We start from the raw sequence: 24,209 nt of genomic DNA, 5'->3' as shown, positions 1-24,209 counted from the left end.
AGCGAGATAACATCAATCCTTCTCTTATGGGAGCCGCTTCGAGCGACAGCGCTGCATTGAGCTTACCGAAATGTCGAGAAGGAGCGTTTTCGTTCGATAAAAATTGTACTACAACCATATCTCGACTGTCGCTCGATACTGGTTGACAGACCTCAGGTTATTTTTCCATCCCAAGTTCGAGTTCAATTTCAAGTTCATTCTCGCAAGAGAATTTTATCTTAGCATTCCTAAAATCCACACACTTTGACAAACGACGGAACTGACGATAAAAGACTGTTTTTACTTGATGCCTATGCCCTGATTTTTAGAGGCTATTACGCACTCATCAAAAACCCGCGAATCAATTCGCAGGGCATGGATACCAGTGCCATCATGGGTTTTACCAACTCTTTATTTGACGTCATACGCCGTGAGAAACCGGAATATCTGGCCGTTGCTTTTGACAAGGAAGGAAGCGCAGAACGCACCGAATTGTACGAGGATTATAAGGCCAATCGCGATGAAACACCAGAAGCCATACGACTAGCCATTCCCTACATACAGCGCATCCTTAAAGCCATGCACATACCTATCGTGGTAGAAGCTGGTATCGAGGCAGATGATTTGATTGGGACACTTTCAAAACAAGCGGAAAAAGAAGGTTTTACCGTCTATATGGTCACGCCAGATAAGGATTATGCACAACTGGTTTCTGAAAAGATTTTTATGTACAAGCCAGCCCGCATGGGTAATGGTATTGAAATATGGGGCATTCCAGAGGTTCAAAAACGTTTTGAGGTAGAGCGACCAGAACAAGTGATTGATTATCTAGGAATGATGGGTGATTCCAGTGATAACATTCCTGGATTGCCTGGTGTAGGTGATAAAACCGCCAAAAAGTACATCAAAGAGTACGGCAGCATGGAAGCCTTGCTGGAAAATGCAGAGAATATCAAAGGCAAACTGGGCGAGAAAATTAGAGAGAATGCAGAGTTGGGGCGTCTTTCCAAACAACTCGCTACCATCAAATTAGATTGTCCCGTCACTTTTAGTGCCGACAAATACACGCTGGACGATCCAGATGTGGAAGCCGTTCACGAGATTTTTGACGAGTTGGAATTCCGTAGGGCTAAGGAGACGCTGGCTAAGATTTTTTCTAAAGAAATCCTTGAATCAACAGATTCAAATTCTAGTTCAAGTTCAGATTCATCAGCAGGAGCTGGTCAGTTTTCCTTGTTTGATACGCCTGGTTCTGGAACCAAAGCCGAAGCCCAAGCCACTGGAAGACAAACGCTCGCTACTACAGATCACTTATACCAAGTCGTACAGGAAGGAATGGGAACCAAGTTGTTCTTACAAACCCTCATGAAGCAAACCAGCGTCTGTTTTGATACAGAGACTACCAGTCTGGATCCACTAGCTGCAGAGCTGGTTGGGATCGCCTTTTGCTGGGAAAAAGGAAAAGGATATTACCTGCCTATTCCAGAGGATCGCGAGCAGGCTCAAGCCATAGTGGATCAACTCAAGCCATTTTTTGAATCGACGGAAATTGAGAAGATTGGACAGAATTTAAAGTATGACATTAAGGTGTTGGACAAGTACCAGGTAGATGTCAAAGGACCCATTTTTGACACCATGCTGGCGCATTACCTCATCAATCCAGACATGCGTCACAACATGGATATTTTGGCAGAAACCTATCTCAACTACACGCCTCAATCCATCGTGAAGCTGATCGGTAAAAAAGGCAAGAACCAAAAATCCATGCGTGACGTGGACGTGGAAAAAGTCAAGGAATATGCGGTAGAGGATGCAGATATCACCTTCCAACTCAAGCAACATTTCACGCCAGAGCTCAAAGCCGCAGGCACCGATAAACTCTTTGCAGACATCGAGATCCCATTGTTGAGAGTTCTTGCAGACATGGAAATAGAAGGAATCAATCTGGATGAGGATTATTTGAGTTCGCTTTCGCGAAAGCTAACAGAAGACATCGCTGCGCTGGAAAAAAATATCTACAAGGAAGCTGGCGAAGAGTTCAATATAGGCTCACCGAAGCAGTTGGGAGAAATCCTTTTTGGGAAATTGAAGCTGGTGGACAAGCCTAAAAAAACCAAAACCGGTCAATATTCCACCGCTGAAGATGTGTTGAGTTACCTTGCCAAAGACCACCAGATCATCGCAGATGTCCTGGAATATCGCGGTCTGGCAAAGTTGCAAAGCACCTATGTGGATGCCTTGCCTAATCAGGTGAATCCAGACACGCAACGCATCCATACCAATTACATGCAAACCGTGGCGGCTACCGGTAGATTGAGCTCGACAGATCCCAACCTGCAAAATATTCCTATCAGAACCGAACGTGGTCGACAGGTGCGCAAGGCCTTTGTCCCACGTGATGAAAATTACACGCTTCTCGCAGCCGATTACTCGCAAATTGAATTGCGCATTATCGCAGCGTTGAGTGAAGAAGAAAACATGATGGCTGCGTTCCAGAGTGGTGAAGATATTCACGCCTCTACGGCGGCTAAAGTTTTTGACGTCGCTCTGGAAGACGTGACTAGAGAACAGCGTAGCAATGCCAAAACCGTGAATTTTGGAATCATCTATGGCGTTTCGGCATTTGGGTTGAGCAATCAAACCGACCTGGACCGCAGTGAAGCCAAGGAACTAATCGACACCTACTACAAAACCTATCCCAAGCTGCGCGCCTATATGGATGATCAGGTCGCCTTTGCGAGAGAGAACGGTTATGTGGAAACGGTGCTGGGCAGACGTCGCTACTTAAAAGACATCAACAGTTCCAATGCCGTCGTACGAGGCGCTGCCGAGCGTAATGCCGTCAACGCACCTATACAAGGTAGTGCGGCAGACATCATTAAGATTGCGATGATCAATATTCATAAGAAATTTGAAAAGCTCAACTGCAGGTCAAATATGTTGCTTCAGGTACATGATGAATTGGTCTTTGACATTCACAATGATGAATTGGAGGACATGAAAAAACTAATTCAGGAAGAAATGCAAAACGCCTATAAAATGAGCGTACCGTTAGATGTGGAAGTTGGTATTGGTGAGAATTGGTTAGAGGCGCATTAAGCCTTTTTCTGCTCGATAGAAATACTTCTTATACTCTCCTTGTCTTAAACTTAAGCAAGCAAAAAACCCAGCAACTAGCGTTGCTGGGTTTTATGTTTTGGTGAACTTGAAAACTAATAGGTCACTGATGTGGTATCTACATTGATATACACCTCATCATCCTGTGATGCGTTCATTACATAGAACCCTAGATCTGTAATCATTTGGGTTTGGCCTTGATCGTTAGTGAATACAATACCATCTGCAATGGTTTCAAACTCCATATCTGCATCATACTCGCTATTGTATGTCAAGGTGATCTTCTTATCATATATACCATCGACATCTTTATCGATCCAAACGGTTTTGATGATTTTAGTAGGTGAACCATCTAGATCCAATTCTTGATTGGTATCGTTAGCGTCTTCTTTTTTGAACTGTAGATTTTTAATCTCTTCGGTAATTACTTTGTATTCAAAGACTTTTTTGCCGTCCTGCATCACTTCTTTAGTGACGGTTTCAGTGGACATGTCTTTGATCTGTTGACCGGTAGCGATAAATGAGGCACATAAGGCCACAAACACTGTTGCAAGTATATTTTTCATAATCTGTCTGTTTAACTATTTAAGTACCTTAAAATTATAGATAAGCTGGATATAGCAATTAAGCTTTAACCACGTTTAACCTTGATTCACAGTATTTAACAGAACAAATCGTTAAAGAAAAACAGATCGATTGAATGGACATTTGTCTTGAAATTTCACTATCGCGCCTGCCTGTCGGCAGACAGGAAAGCGAAATCATCAACCATCCTCTACTGGATGAGCAGTCGTTTGGTAGTTGTAGTATTCCCAGCAGTTACTTTTACCAAATACATGCCACTGGCAACGTTTTCAACTGCAAAGCTGTTCGCCGAATTCAAATTAACGGGAATCTCGGTACCCAGCATGCTATATAACTGTACGCTATCGATAGTTTGCTGCGATTGAATTGTCACCAGGTCTGTCGCCGGATTGGGAAACAATTGAAAGTCCGTTTCTTTGACCTCGCCTATTCCCAAGGTTTGATTTTGATACACTTTGACATAATCAATGATCATGGGACTTTGTGTAAAACCAGGCTCTACGTTTCCAGAAATACCACCTAATGCTACGTTTAATAGAAGGTAATGATCCTTGGCAAATGGCCAAGTGCGATCGTCCTTTACTTCTGGATTGTAGGTGTAGAAAGGCTCATTATCAACCAGGAACGTAATCTGGTTAGGCGACCAGTTCACAGAGTAGATATGCCAGTTGTCGGTCACATCGCTAACAAATTGGGATCTATAGTTGCGAGTCGCTCCAAAACATCCATCACATGGCGAGTGCAATGCACTTGAGGTCTCATTTCTTTGACCCAAACCGTGTTCCATAATATCAATCTCGCCGCTTGCAGGCCAGTTCGCCGTACCAAATTCATCATCCCAATAACCACCATCCTCATTCACGTCTTTACCAAGTGTCCAAATGGCCGGCCAGGTACCTTCGCCCAGTGGTAATCTAGCACGTACGTCTACTCTACCATAGGTGAATGCAAATTTTGAGTTGAGCCTGGCAGAGGTAAAATCCTTTGTCACGTTTTGATCTGTGAAGCGCTCACGCTTTGCGACAATATGAAGAAATCCGTTTTCTACATAAGAGTTATCGATACGGTCTGTATAATGTTGGATCTCTCCATTGTACCAGTTGCCACCTGCGGGAAGCTGTGTTTGATGAAACCAGTTTTCGCTATTGATGGGTTGCTTAGCACCATTCGGCGAGTCAAACTCGTCTGACCATACCAGTACATCGTATTCTTCATCAATAACATTGTTGTCCACAGCCTCAGAGCCATCGTCAATGTTGTCAATTAAATAGGTTCCTTCAATCAGAGCACCATTATCTATGAAAATTGTAATGCGTGAATAGCTTCCTTTATTTTGAACGGCAGAATAATCAAAGGTCAAGTTTTGCCAGGTATCCTGAGAATTTCCGGGAATCACAGCACTTACCTCAACGTCTTGTTCGCTACCTCTTTCTAATTTGAGGAGTACGTTATGTGAAGCATTATCTGTTGCGTAAAAATCCATAGTTATGAAATCTCTAAAATCAAGATCCACAACACGCTCCAGATCCAGGAAAAATCCTTGTGATTGATCTCTACCATTGTTTAAAAATCGTCCAACTTGATTAGCCGAGTCGTTGGGGTCTGTAGATGCTGAAAATGAAGAGCCGCCAAATCCTTCAAAAACCTCTAGCGATTCTGAAAAATCAACTGGCATTTGCTGCGCCTGAGCAGATGAAAAAACCAGTAATACGGCAAGGAGAAAACTTCTATAAACAAACATGGAATACAATTTTATCAAACTTAGAGCTTAGCCTAACCATTTTCAAAGAAACCGACTATACATGACCACAACACCCTTCAAAGTTTGAGATATGATATTACAGTCGTAATAAAAGCGTATTCTTTAAGATTCGTCTTGACAAATAGGTGACTTAAATCAATCTCCAATTTTAAGTTGACGACTGTAGTAACGTTAATTGCTGTCGATCACATCCAACAAGCGATGCAGGTCATCCATCGTGTTGTAGTAGGAAAAGCTCACGCGCAAGCCATCGCCACGCTGTGATACAATGATGTTTTGATCACTTAGACGTTCCTGCAGGACCTCATCACCGGTAATATTAAAAATAGAAGAGTGTCGATCGCGTGCCGTTACTTCAGGCTTTAAAAGATTACGTTGTGTAAAGGCTTTCATCGCGGCATCAGTAAGGGTTTTTATTTGTTTTTCAATGTGCTGCATACCGTATTCATCGCAAAACTCAACAGCTTTTTGTAAACCACCGAAGGCCATCATGTCCTGATGTCCAGGCTCAAAATGCCCCATAAAACTGCCGCGGTCGTTCTTGAAATCCTGCACGCTATTGAACCCAGTGAATTTTGGTTTGATCTGTTCCACCACATCTTCTTTGAAGGTGATAAAAGCATTACCGTCGCCAGCGTTGAGCCATTTATAACAGGATGCGGCGAGTATGTCTATTCCGCTTTCGCGAAAGCGAAATTCTTCCACACCTATAAATTGGGTTCCATCTGCGATAATGATCAAGTCTGGAAATTGGACTTTTAAATCCTTCAAAAACTTCAAGCTTATCCTAATACCAGAAATATATTGGACTACGGACAATGCCAAGAAATCCGGCTGGTGCTGCTCACAGGCTTGCCATATATTTTCTTCTAAAGTGGTATTGAGGTCTGCATAACAGCATTGAAATTTACGAGCCTCTACCGGCCAGTTGACGGATGGGTAATCGCCTTTGACCAGTAAAAATTTCTTCGAGGCTGGTATACCTTCCAGCAATGCATTGAACGCGAGTGAAAAATTAGGTACTAGAGCCGTGAGATGGTAATGTGCATCAAGATAGCTGGAAAGACTGTTGCGCACTTCATTCATAAATGGCGTACGCCGCTCAGCAAAATGAGCTGGATGATGAAGTAGCTCATGATTAAGAGAAGCCTTATAATCTGACACAACGGTACTAATCAATCCATGGGCTGCGGTGTTGAGATAGGTGTAATCCTGTAGCGCAGGATAGTGCGTTCTTAAATTATACATAGGTTAAGAAAGTGAATGGCGTGTAACACGTAAATTTGATATAAATGTAATCCAATGTTAGGTAGTAAGAAAAGAGAACGTACGGCAATCGATCCCGATCAAAAAGAGATGATTGAGAATGCGAGATTGCGCATCAAGCAAAAACGTAGATTATTCACGCATTTTGTGGTTTTCCTGATAGGATCAGTAGGTTTGATCATTGCGAGCCAGGTGTTGATCCAGGAAGAAATACCGCAGTTTTTGGGTATTGACTGGTGGATCTGGGTCATCATGGTCTGGTTTCTACTTCTTGCCTATCACGCCTTTAATGTTTTCATTACTAAAAGAATTCTTGGTCCAGAATGGGAAAAGCGACAGTACGAGAGACTGGTTCAAAAGCAAGTGGACAAGATCCAAAAGCTCCAATCCAAGGTGGACAAAAATCACCCGTTGCCAGAGGTGAAACTGGATAATCCCATGGCTCCACTTCCCAAAAGCAAAACAATCACCATGATCGCAGCCGCTGGAGAAAATAATGAGCTAGGTAAAAATGGCGAGATGGTATGGCATTTACCAGATGATTTCAAGAGATTCAAGGCTTTGACCACAGGTCACCATATCATCATGGGTCGCAAAACCTTTGACAGCTTTGACAAGCCATTACCCAATCGTACTCATATCGTGATTACACGTGATAAAAATTATACCAGTGATCATGCCATCATCGTTCACGATATGGACACGGCACTAGCTGCTGTAGGTAATGACGCTAATCCTTTTATTATAGGTGGCGGCGAGATCTACTCGCTAGGTATGTCATATGCCAATAAAATTGAGCTCACAAGAGTACACGGAACCTTTGATGCTGATGCCTATTTTCCACGCATCGACAAATCCAAATGGAAACTGGTAAACAGCACTTCTCACGGCACGGATGAGCGCCACAAGTATTCTTTTGATTATGAGACTTGGGAGCTTCGTTAGTTCTTAGGTTGTTTGCATTACAACATTGAAGATTTCGTTATTTAAAGTGAGTCTTCCTAGAACAGACAGCTAAAGCTAAACTCCAAATAATCCCTTAAATTTGAATTAAGAAAGTAATATATGAAAGCATACGTATTTCCAGGTCAAGGAGCCCAGTTTACGGGAATGGGAAAAGACTTATATGACCACTTTGAGGTGGCTCGTGATCTATTTCATAAAGCCAATGAGATTTTGGGTTTTGATATTTCTAAAATCATGTTTGAAGGCACTGCCGAAGAGCTTAAAGAAACCAAGGTGACGCAACCTGCGGTTTTTTTACATTCGGTTATTCTTGCCAAAGTACTGGGTGATGATTTTGCTCCAGATATGGTCGCAGGTCACAGTCTAGGCGAACTAAGTGCTTTGACTGCCGTTGGAGCATTAAGTTTTGAAGATGGATTACGCATTGTAAGCGAGCGCGCTCTTGCCATGCAAGATGCCTGTGAGATGCAGGCCAGTACCATGGCTGCCATTTTAGGTTTACAGGACGACATTATCGAACGTGTCTGTAGTGATACTCGTGGAGTTGTGGTTGCGGCCAATTATAATTGTCCAGGCCAGTTGGTGATTTCTGGAGAAATTCCTGCCGTTGAGGCGGCTTGCGAAAAACTCAAGGAAAAAGGCGCCAAGAGAGCATTGGTCTTACCTGTTGGTGGTGCGTTTCATTCTCCATTAATGGAACCAGCCAGAGAACGCCTTGCTAAGGCTATTGACGCAACAGAATTTGAGAAACCTAAATGTCCCGTCTATCAGAATGTGACGAATCTAGCTACCACAGCAACAGACGATATAGTAACTAATTTAATCTACCAGCTAACAGCTCCCGTAAAATGGACGCAGTCTATTCAAGAAATGATCAAAGATGGTGCTACCGAATTTATCGAGGTTGGTCCAGGAAAGGCATTACAAGGTATGATTGGAAAAATAGATCGGAACATTCCAGTGAGTCAAGCTTCTATTGCAGATAGGATTTAGTCTTATCTGAAAACCTACAACATCAAGCCATCTTGAAAAACCTACTGTTTTTCTCGATGGCTTTGTTAGTTTATTGTGTTAATTGCTTTTGCCGAAAACAGCAGTTTTTACTCCTTGTACACCAGGTTTCACTACAAAAACAGAACCTGCCAGAGGATATTTTTCAATCTCTTCATCTGTCATATCTTGGGTTGCGGTTGTGATGTAAAGCTCGTCCAGATTCTCACCGCCAAAAGCGCAAGAAGTCACATTATGTGCTGGAACTTCAATTTTAGATAAAAGTTCGCCGCTTTTAGGGTCATAGTGGGCAACGATACCGCCGTCCCATAATCCAATCCAGAGCTGGTCATTTTCATCAATCGCCATACCGTCTGGATTTCCCAATTCTTCCGGAACTTCAACAACGACACGCTCGTTACTTATGGTACTGGTAGCGACATCATAATCAAAAGCTCGCACGTTATTGAGCTTGGTGTCTATATAATACATGGTCGATTTATCCTTTGTCCATACAATACCGTTAGATATACCTATACCGGTGAGCATCACGGTTGCGTTTCCTTCACCATCAATTTTGTACAGCTTACCCGTTCTAGCTTCTTGATCCCACGGCATAGATCCTACCCAGAAATTCCCATTAGGATCTACTTTGCCGTCATTAAATCGACCCGGAACTTCCGTGTCTGTGGTGTCTGAAAACAACTCAACAGCTCCAGTAGTCAAGTCAATGGAAAAAATTCCCTCTACCAAAGCGACCATCACTTTCTCATCATTTACGGAAACTACCGTTCCTACCACCGATCCTGTATCATAGGTTTTGTCTGTATTCGTTACTGGATCAAAAACATGCAGTTCCTTTCCAAAAATATCGATCCAATAAAGCCTCTGCGTTGCTGCATCCCATAAGGCGCCTTCACCTAGTTGAGCTTTGTATTGATAAGCCAATTCGGCTTGATCGGTTTTTACTTCGTTTTCTGATTGTGGCGTTTCTGGTTGCTTTTCAGACTGATTATCATTTTTGCAAGAGAAAAATAATACTGGCAAGATGAATAATAGGTATCTCATGTATTTGGATTGTTTTGAATGGCAAAAGATACTGCGCCATTCCATCAGAATGACCTCAGCGTCTGAATTATTTCGCTTTCTCGTCTGACAACAGGCAGGCGCGAAAGCAGTAAAATAAAAAAACGACCTCATTTGAGATCGCTTTTATTTTAATTTTTCAAAACAGTGTAGTTCTCGACTTCGCTCGAACTAACATCGTAACTACTAATTACAGCTCCAAAGCCTTCTTAACATCATTATCCATCAACAGCTCGATTGGGTTTTCTAGTGCTTCTTTGATGGCTACCAAGAAGCCGACAGATTCCTTACCGTCGATGATTCTGTGGTCGTAAGAAACGGCTAAGTACATCATAGGTCTTGCAACAATATCACCACCAATAACCACTGGTCGCTCGATGATGTTATGCATACCTAGGATCGCACTTTGTGGCGGATTGATAATAGGTGTACTCATCATACTACCAAAAACTCCACCATTTGTGATGGTAAACGTACCACCAGTCATTTCGTCCACGGTGATCTCACCGTCACGAGCTCGTAGTGCAAGGCGTTTTACTTCTTGTTCTACACCTCTAAAAGATAGATTCTCTGCATTTCTAATTACTGGTACCATCAATCCTTTAGGTCCTGATACAGCAATGGAAATGTCCTTAAAGTCATAAGACACCATTTCCTTACCGTCGATCATAGAATTAACTGCTGGATACATGTCTAATGCTCTTACCACTGCTTTTGTGAAGAAGGACATAAACCCTAGAGAAACGCCATGCTTAGCTTTGAAGGCGTCTTTATATTCTGTACGCAATGCAAAAATCGCGTGCATGTCTGCCTCGTTAAAAGTGGTGAGCATTGCTGTCTCATTCTTGGCACTTACCAGACGTTCTGCGACTTTTCTACGTAACATAGAAAGCTTGGAACGTGACTCGCCACGTGATCCATTTCCTGGAGTTCCCATGGATGCTTTTCCTTCTGCTTTTACGGCATCGTCTTTAGTGATGCGGCCATCACGACCAGAACCACTCACAGAATTGGCATCAATTCCTTTCTCATCAAGTACCTTTCTTGCAGCAGGACTAGGTGTACCGCTCGCATAAGTATCTTTGGCCTGATTAGGCTGTGGTGCCTTTTCAGAATTCTTTTTGTCCGCAGTTTTGTCGTCTTTTTTGGCGATCTCCTTTTCTGGAGCCTTGCCGCCACCTTCATCACCTTTACCCATGGACGATGGTGCTTTTTTAGCATCTTCTTCATTGCTATCTGCGTCAGACTTTTTGTCTGATGAGCCGCCAGCGTTAGGGTTTTCTGCTTCAGTATCGATAAGGCAGACGACAGCACCTACGGCAACAGCGTCTCCTTCTTCAGCTTTGAGAGTGATGATACCGCTGGCCTCTGCTGGTAATTCCAGTGTGGCCTTGTCGCTATCTACCTCTGCAATGGCTTGATCTTTTTCAACCCAGTCACCATCGGCAACCAGCCATTCTGCTATTTCTACTTCTGTAATCGACTCGCCCGGTGAGGGCACTTTCATTTCTAGAGCCATAATGCTATTTGTTGGTATTAAATACGTCTTCTATTACTCGTGCCTGTCTCGCTTTGGATCTCGTAGAGCTTCCACTAGCTGGTGCGGCATACATGTTTCTTGAGCACACGCGCCATGTTCTGGTTTCTGGCATGTGTAACATTAAATGGGAATAAGCTCCCATGTTGCGCGGTTCTTCCTGCGCCCATACGACATCCTTGGATCCGTATTTTTTGATCACTTCCTTGATCTGCTCCACCGGTAGCGGGAACAATTGTTCCACACGTACAAGGACAACGTCATTGCGGTCGTGTTCTTCTCTATATTCCAATAGATCATAGTAGAATTTACCACTGGTGAATACTAGGGTTTCCGCTTTCGCGAAAGCGTCACCATCCACATCGATCACTTCTTGAAAATGACCGTTGACAAACTCGTCAATAGAGCTCACTGCACGTGGGCTTCTCAACAATGATTTAGGCGTAAAAACGGTCAACGGCTTGCGGTAGTTGACCAGCATCTGGCGTCTCAACAAGTGAAACATGTTTGCTGGCGTCGTACAGTTTGCCATCCACATATTGTCTTTAGCACACAATTGTAGATAACGCTCCATTCTTGCACTGGAATGCTCTGCACCTTGGCCTTCATAACCATGTGGCAATAGCAATACCAGTCCGTTTTGATTTTTCCATTTGTCCTCGCCAGCACTGATGTACTGGTCAATCATGATTTGTGCACCGTTTGAGAAATCACCAAATTGTGCTTCCCAAATGGTCAAGGTCTCTGGCTGTGCCATGGCATAACCGTATTCAAAACCTACCACTCCATATTCTGAAAGGTGTGAATTGTAGATTTCCATCTTACCTTCTGCATCCAAGAAATTGTGCAGAATAAATTCGTGCTCGTGATTCTCGGATTTCACTACCGCATGACGGTGAGAAAAAGTACCACGTTCCACGTCCTGACCGCTCATTCTTACATTGTAGCCTTCCAGCATCAAGGAACCATAAGCTAGGTGCTCGCCCATGGCCCAATCCAATTTGTCCTCATCCCACATTTGCTGACGGGATTCTACAATCTTCTTGATCTTGCGGATGAAGTTCTCATCCTTAGGTAATGTTGATATAGTTTTAGTGATCTCTTCAAGGGTCTTTTTCTTCACGCCAGACTTGACGACCTTCATCATCATTTCTTCATCTGCCGTTTCATAACCTTCCCATTCATCCTGCATGAATGGCGTGATCACTGTATTTTCTTGTTTTCTGGAAGTGATCAATTGATCCTCCAATTTGTCTTTGTAGTCCTTCTCTAGATCTGCCACTGTATTTTCCTCAATGACTCCAGCTTTCAACAATTTATCTGCATAAATATCTCGCGGATTTTCATGCTTGCTGATAGCCTTATACAATTGTGGTTGCGTGAATCGTGGCTCGTCACCTTCATTGTGACCGTATTTTCTATAACCCAACAGGTCGATAAATACATCACTCTGGAACTGCATTCTATATTCAAATGCAAAGTTCATGGCGTGTACCACAGCTTCTGCATCGTCTGCATTAACGTGAAGTACAGGCGACAAAGTCACTTTGGCAATGTCGGTACAATAAGTACTGGATCTTGCATCTAGATAATTAGTGGTAAAACCTACCTGGTTGTTCACCACTAGGTGAATGGTACCAGCGGTTTTGTAGGCATCCAGTTTTGCCATTTGCACCACCTCATAAACCACGCCTTGCCCTGCGATCGCCGCATCACCGTGCAATACAATAGGCAATACTTTAGAAAAATCGTCTGGCGTGTGCATGTCTTGTTTTGCTCGTGCAATACCTTCTACTACAGCGCCTACGGTTTCTAAGTGTGATGGGTTGGGAACAATGTTGATGTTGATTTGATTCCCATTATCGGTTTTACGTTTGCTGGTGTAACCTAAGTGATACTTAACGTCACCATCAAAAATATCCTGCTCATAATCCTTACCATCAAATTCTGAAAAGATATCAGACACCGGCTTGCCGAAGATGTTACTCAACACATTCAAACGACCACGGTGCGCCATTCCCAGTACAAACTGATTCACGCCTTTATCTGCAGCGTTTTCAATCAAGCTGTCCAATGCAGGAATCAACGACTCGTTCCCTTCCAGAGAGAAACGTTTCTGTCCTACGTATTTTGTATGTAAAAAGGATTCAAAAGAAACAGCCTCATTAAGCTTCTTAAGAATCTGTAATTTTTGGGATTTATCAAATTCTGGATGGTTGTTGTTTCTATGCAACCAGCTCTGTATCCATTTGACCTGCTCTGGAGAACGCACATACATGTACTCTACACCAATACTCTCACAATACACTTGCTTCAAGTGATTGACAATATTCTTCAAGGTGGTTTTACCTAAACCGATCAATTCGCCAGATTCAAACTCTGTATTCAAATCTGCATCAGACAGTCCAAAGTTGGATAGTTCTAAAGTAGGCTCGTATTTGCGACGTTCCCTTACTGGGTTGGTTTTTGTAAATAAGTGACCACGAGTCCTGTAGCCATCAATAAGCTGGACGACCTCAAACTCCTTGCGCATCTTTTCAGACACGTCCACTGTTTTGGTCTCGCCTCTATCTTCATAAACTACCTGTACCTCACCATCACCAGCAGACTCCATTCCAAAATCAAAGCCTTGGAAAAATGCGCGCCACGATGGCTCCACGCGGTCTGGATTGATTAGATATTCATCGTAAAGTTGTGCAAAGAATGCAGTGTGTGCTGCATTTAGAAAAGAAAATTTATCCATAAATCTATCGGGAAAAGTCCCGTTTTCGATAATTATAGCAAAAGTAAAGAATTGGCTTTGTACGGCATAGCGTTTTGTATATTTATAACGATTGCACTATAACTTCAGACAATGGCTTCTATTTTTTCTAAAAAACTGATAATCACTTTACTTTTTGGGATCTCGATTTGCAGCAGCATGGTTGCTCAAGATGCTGGTTCAGACTTTTGGAATCGCGTGCGTTATGGAGGTAATCTAGGTCTCAATTTTAGCACTGGATACACCGCAATTCAAGTAGCACCGCAGGCGATCTATCAGGTCAATCCATATGTAGGCGTTGGCATTGGTCTCAATGGTAGTTATGTAAAGCGCAATTTTGATAACCGCAATGGCTTTAACGATGGGCTGGATTTTACCAGCACCATTCTAGGTGGTAGCCTTATCGGTATTTTTCAACCCATTCGTGAGATCCAACTCAGCTCTGATTTTGAATTGCTCAATGTGAATAGAAATTTTGAGGACGATCAATTTCTCGATGACAATTATTGGGTTCCTGCATTATTCCTGGGCGCTGGTTATTCTAATGGTCCTGTGGTCATAGGTGTTCGCTATGATGTATTGTTTAATGAGGATCGCAGCATTTATAGAAACGGGTTGCAGCCGTTTGCACGAGTGCTTTTTTAAGAGTTCGCTTTCGCGAAAGCGAAATCATCCCACACATCCCAACTCCTTTCCATGCAGGTGCTGCCCATCTTGTGGCCTCACTATGTTAATACGGTTTTAATGCGGTAATAATATGTGTTAATTATCAATCGGTATAGGCTTCCCTACGCCAGACTTATGATTAAATTAAGGGTAATTCCTACACAATGGTCGTATGTTGCTATTAGAAAACCAAAAAATTATGAAAAAGATATTTATAACAATGATTGCTGTTTCTCTAGCAATGACAGCATGTAAAGAAGAAAAAACGGATGAGACACTTGTGATGGAAGTCTATGATGAAGATGCCGCAACGGAAGATGATTCTGACGTCGTTGCTGTTGTAACCCGTGAAGATGCCGAAACGATGGCAAATGAAATGAAAACCAATGTGAATGTGGATAAGGATAACAACTTAACCATTACAGGTTTTGAGGAATATGGCCAGTTGCAAAATGATATTAAAAATCTTTCTACAAGTCCCAATCTAAGAGACAAGATGAATGGTGAAAAAGCATACGCTTCTTTTGAAACCTTTGTAGCACAAATGCCGGCTTATTTAAAAACTAATCTGGTAATGAAAGAAGTAAGTGACGTTAGAAATAGAATGGATCGCTTAAACGCTACCTTAAATAATGCTAATGCTACAGAAAGTGCTATCAAAAGCCGTATTGTAGATGTAGAAGAAGCGGTGCAGGACCTTAATGATGAGATTGTAGACATACGCCTAAGTCTTGAAAACGATACTTCCATAGATTATGATGCGTACAGAGATTTTGTAGACAATGTGAATTATGACGATGCTGGATATGTGACCATCATCAATTTTGATAATTACGCAAAAGTACAGGATGATCGCATAGCCTTATATGAAGCTGCAGACGACGAAAAAAACACCTATCAAAAAACCTTGAGAGCGAGTTTTAATGAGATGGTGAATAGAATGCCAGCCTACTTAAAAATTGACGATGTGATGGATGCTGTTGCAGATGTGCAAAAGGAGATGAAAGAGTATGAGATGGAGAAAAACAATGCCGAAACAGATCTTGATGAGAATCTAGAAAACCTAGAGGAAATTGACGAGGCATTATACGACCTAAACAAGGAACTGATCAAGTCACGTAAAAAATATGACGATCAAAAAAGTGATGCTATTGAAGAGTTTATGGAAGAATTCAACAGCAATAGCAATCAAACTATGAGTGAGCGTATTAAAGATGCTACTGAAGAGTATAACGAAGAGATGAACAATTAAAATTATTGTTGATGATTGGTTTGGGCTGGTACGCCAGCCCTTACTGATTCAATCGATACTTAATTTTGATCCATTCTCTGGATAAGAAACCTAGAATAATTCCATGTTCTAGGTTTTTTTCTTGGACATCGGCGAGATAATAGAGTTGCTGTAGCTTAGGGTCTCCATCTTCAATCGCCTCATTCAACAAGTCGATCAAGGCTGCTAAAAACTCTTGCGGATTATTCTCTACGATCGCATCATAACCAGATCGTTCCAGATCTTTATTCACCTGATTGCGGTACACCATAAAAATGTGATGTTTCGCTTCCAGCTGTTCTTGAATGCGCGCCAGTTCCATGGTTAACTTATTCTAGACATAAGATCTTGAGAGAACTTTTTCAAGATCGTTTTGTGCTCCTTTTCCATATCGAGTGACTCGATGGTTTTGAGGGCTTTTTGAGTGTAATCTTCAATCGCTTCCAGTGTGCGATTAGCGCCACCGCTATTGACAAAAAGTTCTTTTGCTCGGTCCTTTTTATCTTCAATTTCTTGATCGGTCAGACTGCGGTAGTCCTGAGCAAAAAGATCTTTTAGTTCTGTAGCAAAATCTTTGTTGTCGATGGATTTCAAATACAGATAGGTTTTCTTGTTTTCTCTAATATCACCACCTACTTCCTTTCCAAAAGTCTCTGGATCACCAAAGGCGTCCAGATAGTCATCCATCAATTGAAATGCCATTCCCAACTCGATACCATAGTTGTAGATTTTTTCCTGCTCTGCAATATTCTTTTGCGCAATAATCGCTCCCATTTGCAGGGCACAACCTACTAAAACTGATGTTTTGAGCTTGATCATCAATAGATATTCATCAACAGTAACATCATCCCTAGTTTCAAAATCCACGTCATACTGCTGGCCTTCACAAACCTCAAGGGCTGTCTTTGAAAATAGTTTGTTTAGATCGTAAAAGGTTTTTGGCTCATAGGATAGAAACTGTTGATAGGCCATGATCATCATCGCATCACCACTCAAAATACCGGTATTGACATCCCATTTTTTATGGACCGTAGCCTGGCCACGACGCAAGTCTGCAGCATCCATAATATCATCATGCAACAAGGTGAAGTTGTGAAAAACCTCAACGGCTACAGCGGCATCCATGGCACTGGTGACAGGCGCGCCATACATCTGCGCGCTCATCAAAGTCATTAATGGTCGCAATCGCTTGCCGCCTAGTTGCAGGATGTAATGTACGGGATCGTAAAGCCCGGCAGGCTCTGTTAAAGTTACCTTTTGCTGCAGGTATTCTAGAAATTGGGATCGCAAGTGTTCCATTGATGTCATGGTTTCAAAAATAGGCAAGGTTACATACATCTTCTATGAAAAATAGTCCAATGTTAAATAAATATAAAACTTTGGAAACTTTCTTAGTTTTTAAAGTTTCCTAGCTGTACTTTTGCAGCTTCAATTATGGAAACTAAAGAACTAATTTTAACGGAGTCGCTGGACATGTTCATCAACCATGGTTTCAAAAGTGTGACCATGGACGAGATTGCCAACAAGATGGGAATGAGTAAGAAGACGCTCTACACCCATTATAAAAACAAGAGCGAACTGGTCGCAGCCACCTCGTTGCACATGTGTCATCACATATGCAATGGTGTTGAAAAAATCTCTACCTGTGAGGACCGCAATCCCATTGAGGAGCTTTATGAGATCAAGAGCTATGTCATGCGGGAACTCAAAGGTGACAACACCTCTTCTATTTATCAGCTTCAAAAGTACTATCCTGAAATACACAAGCTGGTCAACAAACAGATGTATGATTTTATGGACAACTGTATCTATCGCAATGTAGAAAGAGGCATCGAGCTGGGACTTTACCGCGATAATATTGACAAGACCTTTGTTGCACGCATGTATTTTATTGGCATTCAAGGAATAAAGGATATTTCCATTTTTCCAGTAGATCAGTTCCCACAAGACAAACTGTACGATCAATATCTGGAATATCACCTGCGCGGTATCGTCACGCCTACCGGACGTAAAATATTGAACCAACTAACCCAATCAAACCACGACTAAATGAACAGATTATCCTATGTGACGTTGATTTTGATGTTTTTCGCTTTCGCGAAAGCGAACTCGCAACAAACCACAACTGGTCTGGAGAGTTATGCTTTCACTCTGGAAGAAGCCATCGATTTTGCGCTCAGCAACAACTACCAAGCCTTGAACGCCAAGCGAGATATCGCCGCAGCGCTCAAGCAAAAATGGGAAACTACAGCAACTGGCCTGCCGCAAGTCACTGGTACGGCAGACTATCAAAATCAGCTCAAACAACCCATCACGCCACTACCAGGAGAAATTGCTGGCGGCGAGCCTGGAACTTTTGTTCCCGTAGCATTCTCGCCTAAACAGAGTGCTAATCTTACGGCCACTCTTTCCCAGATCATCTTTGACGGTAGCTACATTGTGGCGCTGGAAGCCTCAAAAACATTCCTGGATTTTTCTGAAAATTCCAATAACAAGACTAAACTGGAAGTGCGCAAAGGTGTCATCAACGCTTATGGCGGCGTGCTATTATCCCAAGAAAACGTGGATATCGTAACCCGGAATCTTGAGACAGTAGAAAAAAACCTCAACGAGACTCGCAAGATTTACGAGAACGGACTTACTGAAGAAGAAGATGTCGAGCAATTACAAATCACATATTTACAGTTGACCAACCAGCTCAACAGCGCGCGTCGACAAACTGAGATTGCGATGAATATGCTCCAACTGGCTTTAGGAATTGACCTTAAGGAAACCATTACCTTAAAAGATGATTTGGAAAGTCTGGCCCTAAAAACCATCGATCCTGCGTTAACCAATGAGAACCTCAACCTGGAGCAAAGCGTGGATTATCAAATTGCTAGAAACCTTTCTGAACAACGCAGACTGGAATACAAACTGGAACGCAGCAAGGCGTTGCCTAAAGTCACTGCCTTTGTGAATTATGGGACGCAAGCATTTGATGATGATTTTGTGTTCTTTAATAGCAACACGCAATGGTTCCAACAGTCCATTGCTGGATTGAGCATTAACTGGCCCGTGTTTACTTCTTTTGGTAGAAAGGCGCGAGTGGATCGTGCAAAAATTGCATGGGATCAAGCATTGACAGATCAAGTGCGTGCAGAACAGGAAATTGAGTTGGAATATGAACGTGCCGTCAATGAATATCAACTGGCGATAGACACCTATTTCACAAGCAAACAAAATCTGCAGCTCGCAGAGCGCATTGAAAACAAAAACGAAATAAAATTTACAGAAGGTATCGCTACCAGCTTTGATTTGAGACAGGCACAAACCCAACTTTATGAAGCACAAAGCGAGTACCTCAACAGTATGTATCAGGTCATCACAAATAAGGCTGCCCTAGAGACCGTACTCAACACACCAGAATATCTAACCAACAATGACCAAGACTGATTCCATTATGAAAACTAAATATTTATACCTACTGTTATTGCCTGTAATCGTTGCCTGTGGTGGTGGCGAGCCCAGCGTGGACGAACTTATTGCCAACGGTGATACAGAATCGATCTCACAAAAGAAAACAGAATTACTCAACCAGAAGAAGGAACTGGAAGATGAGATCAAAGCCATTGAATCCTACCTGGACAAAAACAGTGTAAAAAAAGAAGGATCGCTCGTGAGTGTGGAACCTATCGAGGATACGTTGTTCAACCACTATATCGAGCTTCAAGGTAGTGTAGATACTAAACAAAACATTACCGTTAAGGCAGAAACTTCAGGAATACTGCAGCGCGTCTATGTGACTGAAGGTCAAAAGGTGTCTAAAGGACAAACTCTTGCCAAAATTGATGACGGTGGTCTCTCTCAACAGATCGAACAAATGAAAGTCCAGGCGCAACTCGCTAAAACGACATTTGAAAGACAAAAGAGATTGTGGGATCAAAACATAGGATCTGAAATTCAATACCTACAGGCAAAAGCTAACTATGAATCCCAACAAAATGCGATTAATTCCATGCAACAGCAACTTGCTAAATCTGTCGTGAAAGCACCATTTGCTGGAGTAATTGACAATGTAATGACAGAACAAGGCAATGTCGTGTCTCCTGGTATGACAGAACTTTTTAGACTTGTCAACCTAGATAACATGTACATCGAGGTAGAAGTGCCAGAAACCTACATTGCATCCATCAATGAAGGTACTGATGTGCAAATTGAATTCCCAGTTTTAGGTGAAAAAATGGACAGTAAAGTGCGTCAGGCCAGTTCATTCATCAATCCTGCCAACCGTTCGTTTTCTATTGAAGTTCCCGTAAAGAATGAAAAGAAGAACGTGAAGCCTAACCTAACGGCCAAGCTAAAAATCAACGACTACACTAACAAAGAGGCCATTTTGATTCCTCTTGCCGTGATTAGTGAAAATCAAGATGGTGAGCAATATGTGATGGTCGCCGTGGATCGTCAATCTGGAGATGATTTTGATACCGCTGTCGCGAAAAGGAAACTGATTAAAACCGGTAAAACAAGCGACAACATGATCGAGATCGTAAACGGTCTAGAAGTAGGCGATGTCATTATCGTTGAAGGAGCACGTAGCGTGAAGGACGATCAACAAATTAGAATAAAAGCATAACAATGGGAAAGAAAAGCGAAAAGGAATTTGGTCTCTCCTCATGGGCGATCAATAATTCCACGGTGATATGGATCATAATAGGCTTGGTTCTCGTATTGGGAATTCAAGGCTATTTTGCCATGCCTAGAGAAGACTATCCAGAGGTAAAAGAGACTAAAATCTACATATCCAGCGTCTACCCAGGTAACACTGCTGAAGACATTGAGCGACTCATCACAGAGCCTTTAGAGGACAAGTTAAAAAACCTCTCTAATGTGGTGGAGATTCTATCCACCTCACAAGAGGATTACTCCATCATCACGGTAGAGTTTGATGAAAAAGTAAGCGTTGAAGAGGCCAAACAAAAAGTAAAGGATGAAGTTGATGTAGAGACCTCTAATGAGGACTGGCCTACTTTCAATAATGCCAAGATTGAGCCCAACATTTTTGACCTCAAGCTGAGTGAAGAAATGCCTATCATGAACATCAACTTGCGTGGTGATTATACCGTACGCGAGCTCAAGGAATATGCAGAATACCTGCAGGATGAGATTGAAGGTCTGGACCAGATCAAAGAAGCCAGTATACGTGGTGCTCAAGAACTAGAGGTTGAAGTTGCTGTCGACATCTACAAAATGACGGCAGCTCAAGTGAGCTTTGATAATGTAATCAATGCCGTTTCTGGTGGTAATGCTACCATGAGTGCCGGTAACATCAAAACCGAAAGTCAGCGACGTACCATCCGTATTTTAGGAGAAATTACTCGACCTGACCAGCTGGAAAACTTTGTGGTCAAAAACGAGAAAGGACCTATTTACCTAACTGACATTGCAGAGGTTCACTTTCAAGAAGAAGATAAAACAACCTTCGCACGGGAATTTGGTGATCCAGTGGTGATGATTGATGTCAAAAAGCAATCTGGTAAAAACACCATTGAAGCTGCAGAAAGCATTCGGGAGATCATAGCCGCATCACAAGAAAACGACAGGATTCCAGATGATGTGGAGATCACTATTACGAACGATGGTTCCAGCCGTACGCTCAATCAAGTGGACGACCTTGTAAACAATATCATTTTTGGGGTGATTCTCGTGGTCACAGTTCTCATGTTCTTCTTAGGCTTTAGAAATGCCTTATTTGTTGGTTTTGCGATCCCTATGTCCATGCTTATGAGTTTTATTATTCTAAGCTTTTTAGGATACACCTTAAACACAATGATCCTTTTTGCCATGATTATGGGACTAGGAATGCTTGTGGATAATGGTATTGTGGTGGTTGAGAACGTCTACAGATTGATGGATGAAGAAGGAATGTCACGCATCAAAGCAGCAAAAATCGGTATCGGTGAAATCGCCGTGCCTATCATCATCTCGACATTGACTACCGTGGCGGCTTTTGTCCCAATCGGTTTATGGCCTGGCGTTATGGGAGAATTTATGAAGTATTTCCCTATCACACTTTCCATTGTGTTGGGTAGTTCACTGATAGTGGCCATATTCTTCAATTCCATGTTAGTGTCCAAGTTCATGAGTGTGGATGAGAAAAAGATTCCTTTCAAGAACTTGATTTACATCACGGCCATCATGGGCGGCATAGGAATACTCATCATGATTTTTGGTGGTGCGATACGCGGTATTGGATCTGTGATGGTGGTGACCGTTATTCTTTTATGGCTTTACAAATACGTGGTAAAAGGATGGACTCTAAGATTCCAGAAGAACACGTTGAAAAGACTGGACAATGCCTATGAGCGCTTTTTGAAATATGCCTTGAGAGGGAAAAAGCCCTACTATCTTACAGCAGGTATGTTGGTCATGTTTGTAACGGTGTTGTTCCTCTACTTTGGTGTATCTGTAGCTAGTGGTAGAACAAAAGTGGAATTCTTCCCAGAGAACAAACCCAACCAGATCATCGTTTATATTGAGTATCCTGAAGGTACCTCTATTGCCAAGACCAATAGGACTACCAAAGAGATTGAAGATGTCGTTTATGAAGTTCTCAATGATCCAGAATACATTGAAGACGGTGAAAACTTCCTAGTAGAAAGCGCCGTTTCCCAGGTAGGTGAAGGTGCCGGTAACCCACAAACAGATGGCGGTAGCGCTGCCGAAATGCCCAATAAAGGGAAAATAACGGCTTCCATGCGAGAATATAAATATCGTAATGGTAAAGACAGTGAGGTACTGCGTAAAAAGGTCCAAGAAGCCGTTCAAGGCAAATTTCCTGGTATCGCCATAAGTGTTGAAAAAGACCAAGCAGGACCACCAGCAGGTTATCCTGTGAATATTGAGCTTCAAGGTGAAGATTATGGTGAGCTTATCGCAACAGCAAACCGTATGGTGAAATTCTTGAATGAGAAAAACATCGCACCGGTAGACGAACTTAAAATCGATGTGAACAAAAGCAAGCCTGCTTTACAAGTCAAAGTCGATCGCGAGAAAGCAGGAGAATTAGGCATTAGCGCTGGACAAGTAGGACAGCAATTGCGCAGATCTATTTTTGGTGAAAAAGCTGGTGTCTACAAAAAGGATGGCGAGGATTATGACATCTATGTTAGATTCAATGACGAGAACCGCTATGATCGCAGTGCGCTATTCAATCAGCGTATTACGTTTAGAGATATGGCGAGCGGTCAGGTGCGTGAAGTGCCTGTAAGTGCAGTGACTACACAGGAGAATGTTAGCGGTTTTAGTGCCATCAAGCACAAGGACAACAAACGTGTGGTCACCGTGTACAGTGCGCTCAAACCAGGTTATACCGATGCTGGCGCCGCTGTGGCACAGATACAGAATGAGATGCTGGATTTTGAGAATCTTCCTGATGATATTAAAATCGACTATACTGGGCAGCTAGAAGAGCAAAACAAGCAGCAAGCATTCTTGATGACCGCACTTTTAGGCGGACTGGCTTTGATTTTCTTCATTCTCATCTTTCAGTTTAGCGGTATTTCAAAACCTACCATAATCATGATCTCCATCTTCCTAAGTTTTATTGGGGTATTCCTAGGCTTGATGATTACAGGATGGCCATTTGTGATCATGATGACCATGATGGGAATTATCTCGCTCGCTGGTATTGTGGTAAACAACAGTGTGGTTCTTATTGACTACGTGGACATTCTAAAACTTAAAAGACGTGAAGAGTTGGGAATCGATGATGACAAATACCTTATAAGTAAAGAGGATTCATTTAACGCGATCGTTCAAGCTGGAAAGGCCCGTTTGCGACCTGTATTACTTACGGCAATCACAACAGTTCTAGGACTTATACCACTGGCCATAGGTTTGAATATTGACTTCTTCTCGCTATTTAGTGAGTTTGATCCTAACATTTACATGGGTGGTGACAATGTGATTTTCTGGGGACCACTGGCCTGGACGGTAATCTTTGGATTGTTGTTTGCGACGTTCCTGACACTTATCATCATACCTGTATTGCTCTACTTGGTACACAGGGCAAAGCTAAGATTCCGTAGGAAGTTTGGGGACCAACCTGAAGAAGGTGAAGAAATCCCAACCCAAACGGCAGCATAACTTAAAAGTGCTTAAAAAGTAAATCCCAACCGGTTCATGGTTGGGATTTTTTTATTGTCCTCAATTCGGGAATGTGAGGTACTGTATTTATATCAAA

17 protein-coding genes are annotated in these 24,209 nt (G+C 42.4%); 9 read left to right on the top strand and 8 right to left on the bottom strand.

Features of this window, described 5'->3' with window-relative positions; genetic code table 11:
* Positions 1–243: 243 nt before the first annotated feature.
* Positions 244–3,078 carry a DNA polymerase I gene (polA, locus tag AAU57_RS04015; RefSeq protein ID WP_055411701.1) on the top strand — a complete coding sequence of 945 codons (2,835 nt, stop codon included), beginning with the start codon at positions 244–246 and terminating at the stop codon, positions 3,076–3,078.
* A 113-nt stretch (positions 3,079–3,191) separates the two neighbouring features.
* Here the strand turns inward: polA and AAU57_RS04010 are convergent, their stop codons facing one another.
* The 3 genes from AAU57_RS04010 to AAU57_RS04000 all read right to left on the bottom strand — a co-directional run bounded on the left by AAU57_RS04010 (position 3,192) and on the right by AAU57_RS04000 (position 6,691).
* Positions 3,192–3,662, bottom strand: coding sequence for a hypothetical protein (locus AAU57_RS04010; RefSeq protein WP_055411700.1), 471 nt, complete (start codon positions 3,660–3,662; stop codon positions 3,192–3,194).
* A gap of 209 nt (positions 3,663–3,871) precedes the next feature.
* Positions 3,872–5,422: a family 16 glycosylhydrolase gene (locus AAU57_RS04005; protein ID WP_055411699.1), complete on the bottom strand. Its 1,551-nt coding sequence runs from the start codon at positions 5,420–5,422 to the stop codon at positions 3,872–3,874.
* Between the two features lie 192 nt (positions 5,423–5,614).
* On the bottom strand, positions 5,615–6,691 hold the full coding sequence (locus AAU57_RS04000) for an aminotransferase class V-fold PLP-dependent enzyme (RefSeq protein ID WP_055411698.1): 1,077 nt from the start codon (positions 6,689–6,691) through the stop codon (positions 5,615–5,617).
* A 54-nt stretch (positions 6,692–6,745) separates the two neighbouring features.
* On the opposite strand from AAU57_RS04000, the gene AAU57_RS03995 reads away from it, so the two are divergent.
* Positions 6,746–7,654 (top strand): dihydrofolate reductase, encoded by a 909-nt coding sequence (locus AAU57_RS03995; RefSeq protein ID WP_055411697.1) that lies wholly within the window; start codon positions 6,746–6,748, stop codon positions 7,652–7,654.
* A gap of 120 nt (positions 7,655–7,774) precedes the next feature.
* Positions 7,775–8,668, top strand: coding sequence for an ACP S-malonyltransferase (fabD, locus tag AAU57_RS03990; RefSeq protein ID WP_055411696.1), 894 nt, complete (start codon positions 7,775–7,777; stop codon positions 8,666–8,668).
* 78 nt (positions 8,669–8,746) lie between these two features.
* On the opposite strand, the gene AAU57_RS03985 is transcribed toward fabD, so the two are convergent.
* From AAU57_RS03985 to AAU57_RS03975, 3 genes are all read right to left on the bottom strand, one after another.
* Positions 8,747–9,733 (bottom strand): SMP-30/gluconolactonase/LRE family protein, encoded by a 987-nt coding sequence (locus tag AAU57_RS03985; protein WP_231717762.1) that lies wholly within the window; start codon positions 9,731–9,733, stop codon positions 8,747–8,749.
* A gap of 208 nt (positions 9,734–9,941) precedes the next feature.
* Positions 9,942–11,270 carry a 2-oxoglutarate dehydrogenase complex dihydrolipoyllysine-residue succinyltransferase gene (odhB, locus tag AAU57_RS03980; protein ID WP_055411695.1) on the bottom strand — a complete coding sequence of 443 codons (1,329 nt, stop codon included), beginning with the start codon at positions 11,268–11,270 and terminating at the stop codon, positions 9,942–9,944.
* A 4-nt stretch (positions 11,271–11,274) separates the two neighbouring features.
* The gene (locus AAU57_RS03975; RefSeq protein WP_055411694.1) at positions 11,275–14,031 is read right to left on the bottom strand and encodes a 2-oxoglutarate dehydrogenase E1 component; all 2,757 of its coding nucleotides are present in this window, start codon (positions 14,029–14,031) and stop codon (positions 11,275–11,277) included.
* A gap of 111 nt (positions 14,032–14,142) precedes the next feature.
* Here AAU57_RS03975 and AAU57_RS03970 point away from each other — a divergent pair, with 111 nt between their 5' ends.
* Both AAU57_RS03970 and AAU57_RS03965 read left to right on the top strand, forming a co-directional pair.
* Positions 14,143–14,694: a hypothetical protein gene (locus tag AAU57_RS03970; protein ID WP_055411693.1), complete on the top strand. Its 552-nt coding sequence runs from the start codon at positions 14,143–14,145 to the stop codon at positions 14,692–14,694.
* Between the two features lie 220 nt (positions 14,695–14,914).
* Positions 14,915–15,967 (top strand): hypothetical protein, encoded by a 1,053-nt coding sequence (locus AAU57_RS03965; RefSeq protein ID WP_156339992.1) that lies wholly within the window; start codon positions 14,915–14,917, stop codon positions 15,965–15,967.
* A 40-nt stretch (positions 15,968–16,007) separates the two neighbouring features.
* Here the strand turns inward: AAU57_RS03965 and AAU57_RS03960 are convergent, their stop codons facing one another.
* A complete protein-coding gene (locus AAU57_RS03960; protein WP_055411691.1) occupies positions 16,008–16,307 on the bottom strand; it encodes a hypothetical protein in 300 nt (99 codons plus the stop codon).
* Between the two features lie 2 nt (positions 16,308–16,309).
* Positions 16,310–17,293, bottom strand: coding sequence for a polyprenyl synthetase family protein (locus tag AAU57_RS03955; RefSeq protein ID WP_055413661.1), 984 nt, complete (start codon positions 17,291–17,293; stop codon positions 16,310–16,312).
* Between the two features lie 126 nt (positions 17,294–17,419).
* Between AAU57_RS03955 and AAU57_RS03950 the strand changes: the two genes are divergently transcribed.
* From AAU57_RS03950 to AAU57_RS03935, 4 genes are read left to right on the top strand one after another with little or no spacing between them, the layout of a single operon-like run.
* Positions 17,420–18,034, top strand: coding sequence for a TetR/AcrR family transcriptional regulator (locus AAU57_RS03950; protein ID WP_055411690.1), 615 nt, complete (start codon positions 17,420–17,422; stop codon positions 18,032–18,034).
* On the top strand, positions 18,035–19,420 hold the full coding sequence (locus AAU57_RS03945) for a TolC family protein (protein WP_055411689.1): 1,386 nt from the start codon (positions 18,035–18,037) through the stop codon (positions 19,418–19,420).
* Positions 19,421–19,427: 7 nt separating this feature from the next.
* Positions 19,428–20,600: an efflux RND transporter periplasmic adaptor subunit gene (locus AAU57_RS03940; protein WP_055413660.1), complete on the top strand. Its 1,173-nt coding sequence runs from the start codon at positions 19,428–19,430 to the stop codon at positions 20,598–20,600.
* Positions 20,601–20,602: 2 nt separating this feature from the next.
* On the top strand, positions 20,603–24,112 hold the full coding sequence (locus AAU57_RS03935; RefSeq protein WP_055411688.1) for an efflux RND transporter permease subunit: 3,510 nt from the start codon (positions 20,603–20,605) through the stop codon (positions 24,110–24,112).
* Positions 24,113–24,209: the final 97 nt, after the last annotated feature.

The organism is Nonlabens sp. YIK11 (assembly GCF_001413925.1).
Taxonomy (GTDB): domain Bacteria; phylum Bacteroidota; class Bacteroidia; order Flavobacteriales; family Flavobacteriaceae; genus Nonlabens.
This window is presented reverse-complemented; position numbering and strand designations above follow the sequence as displayed.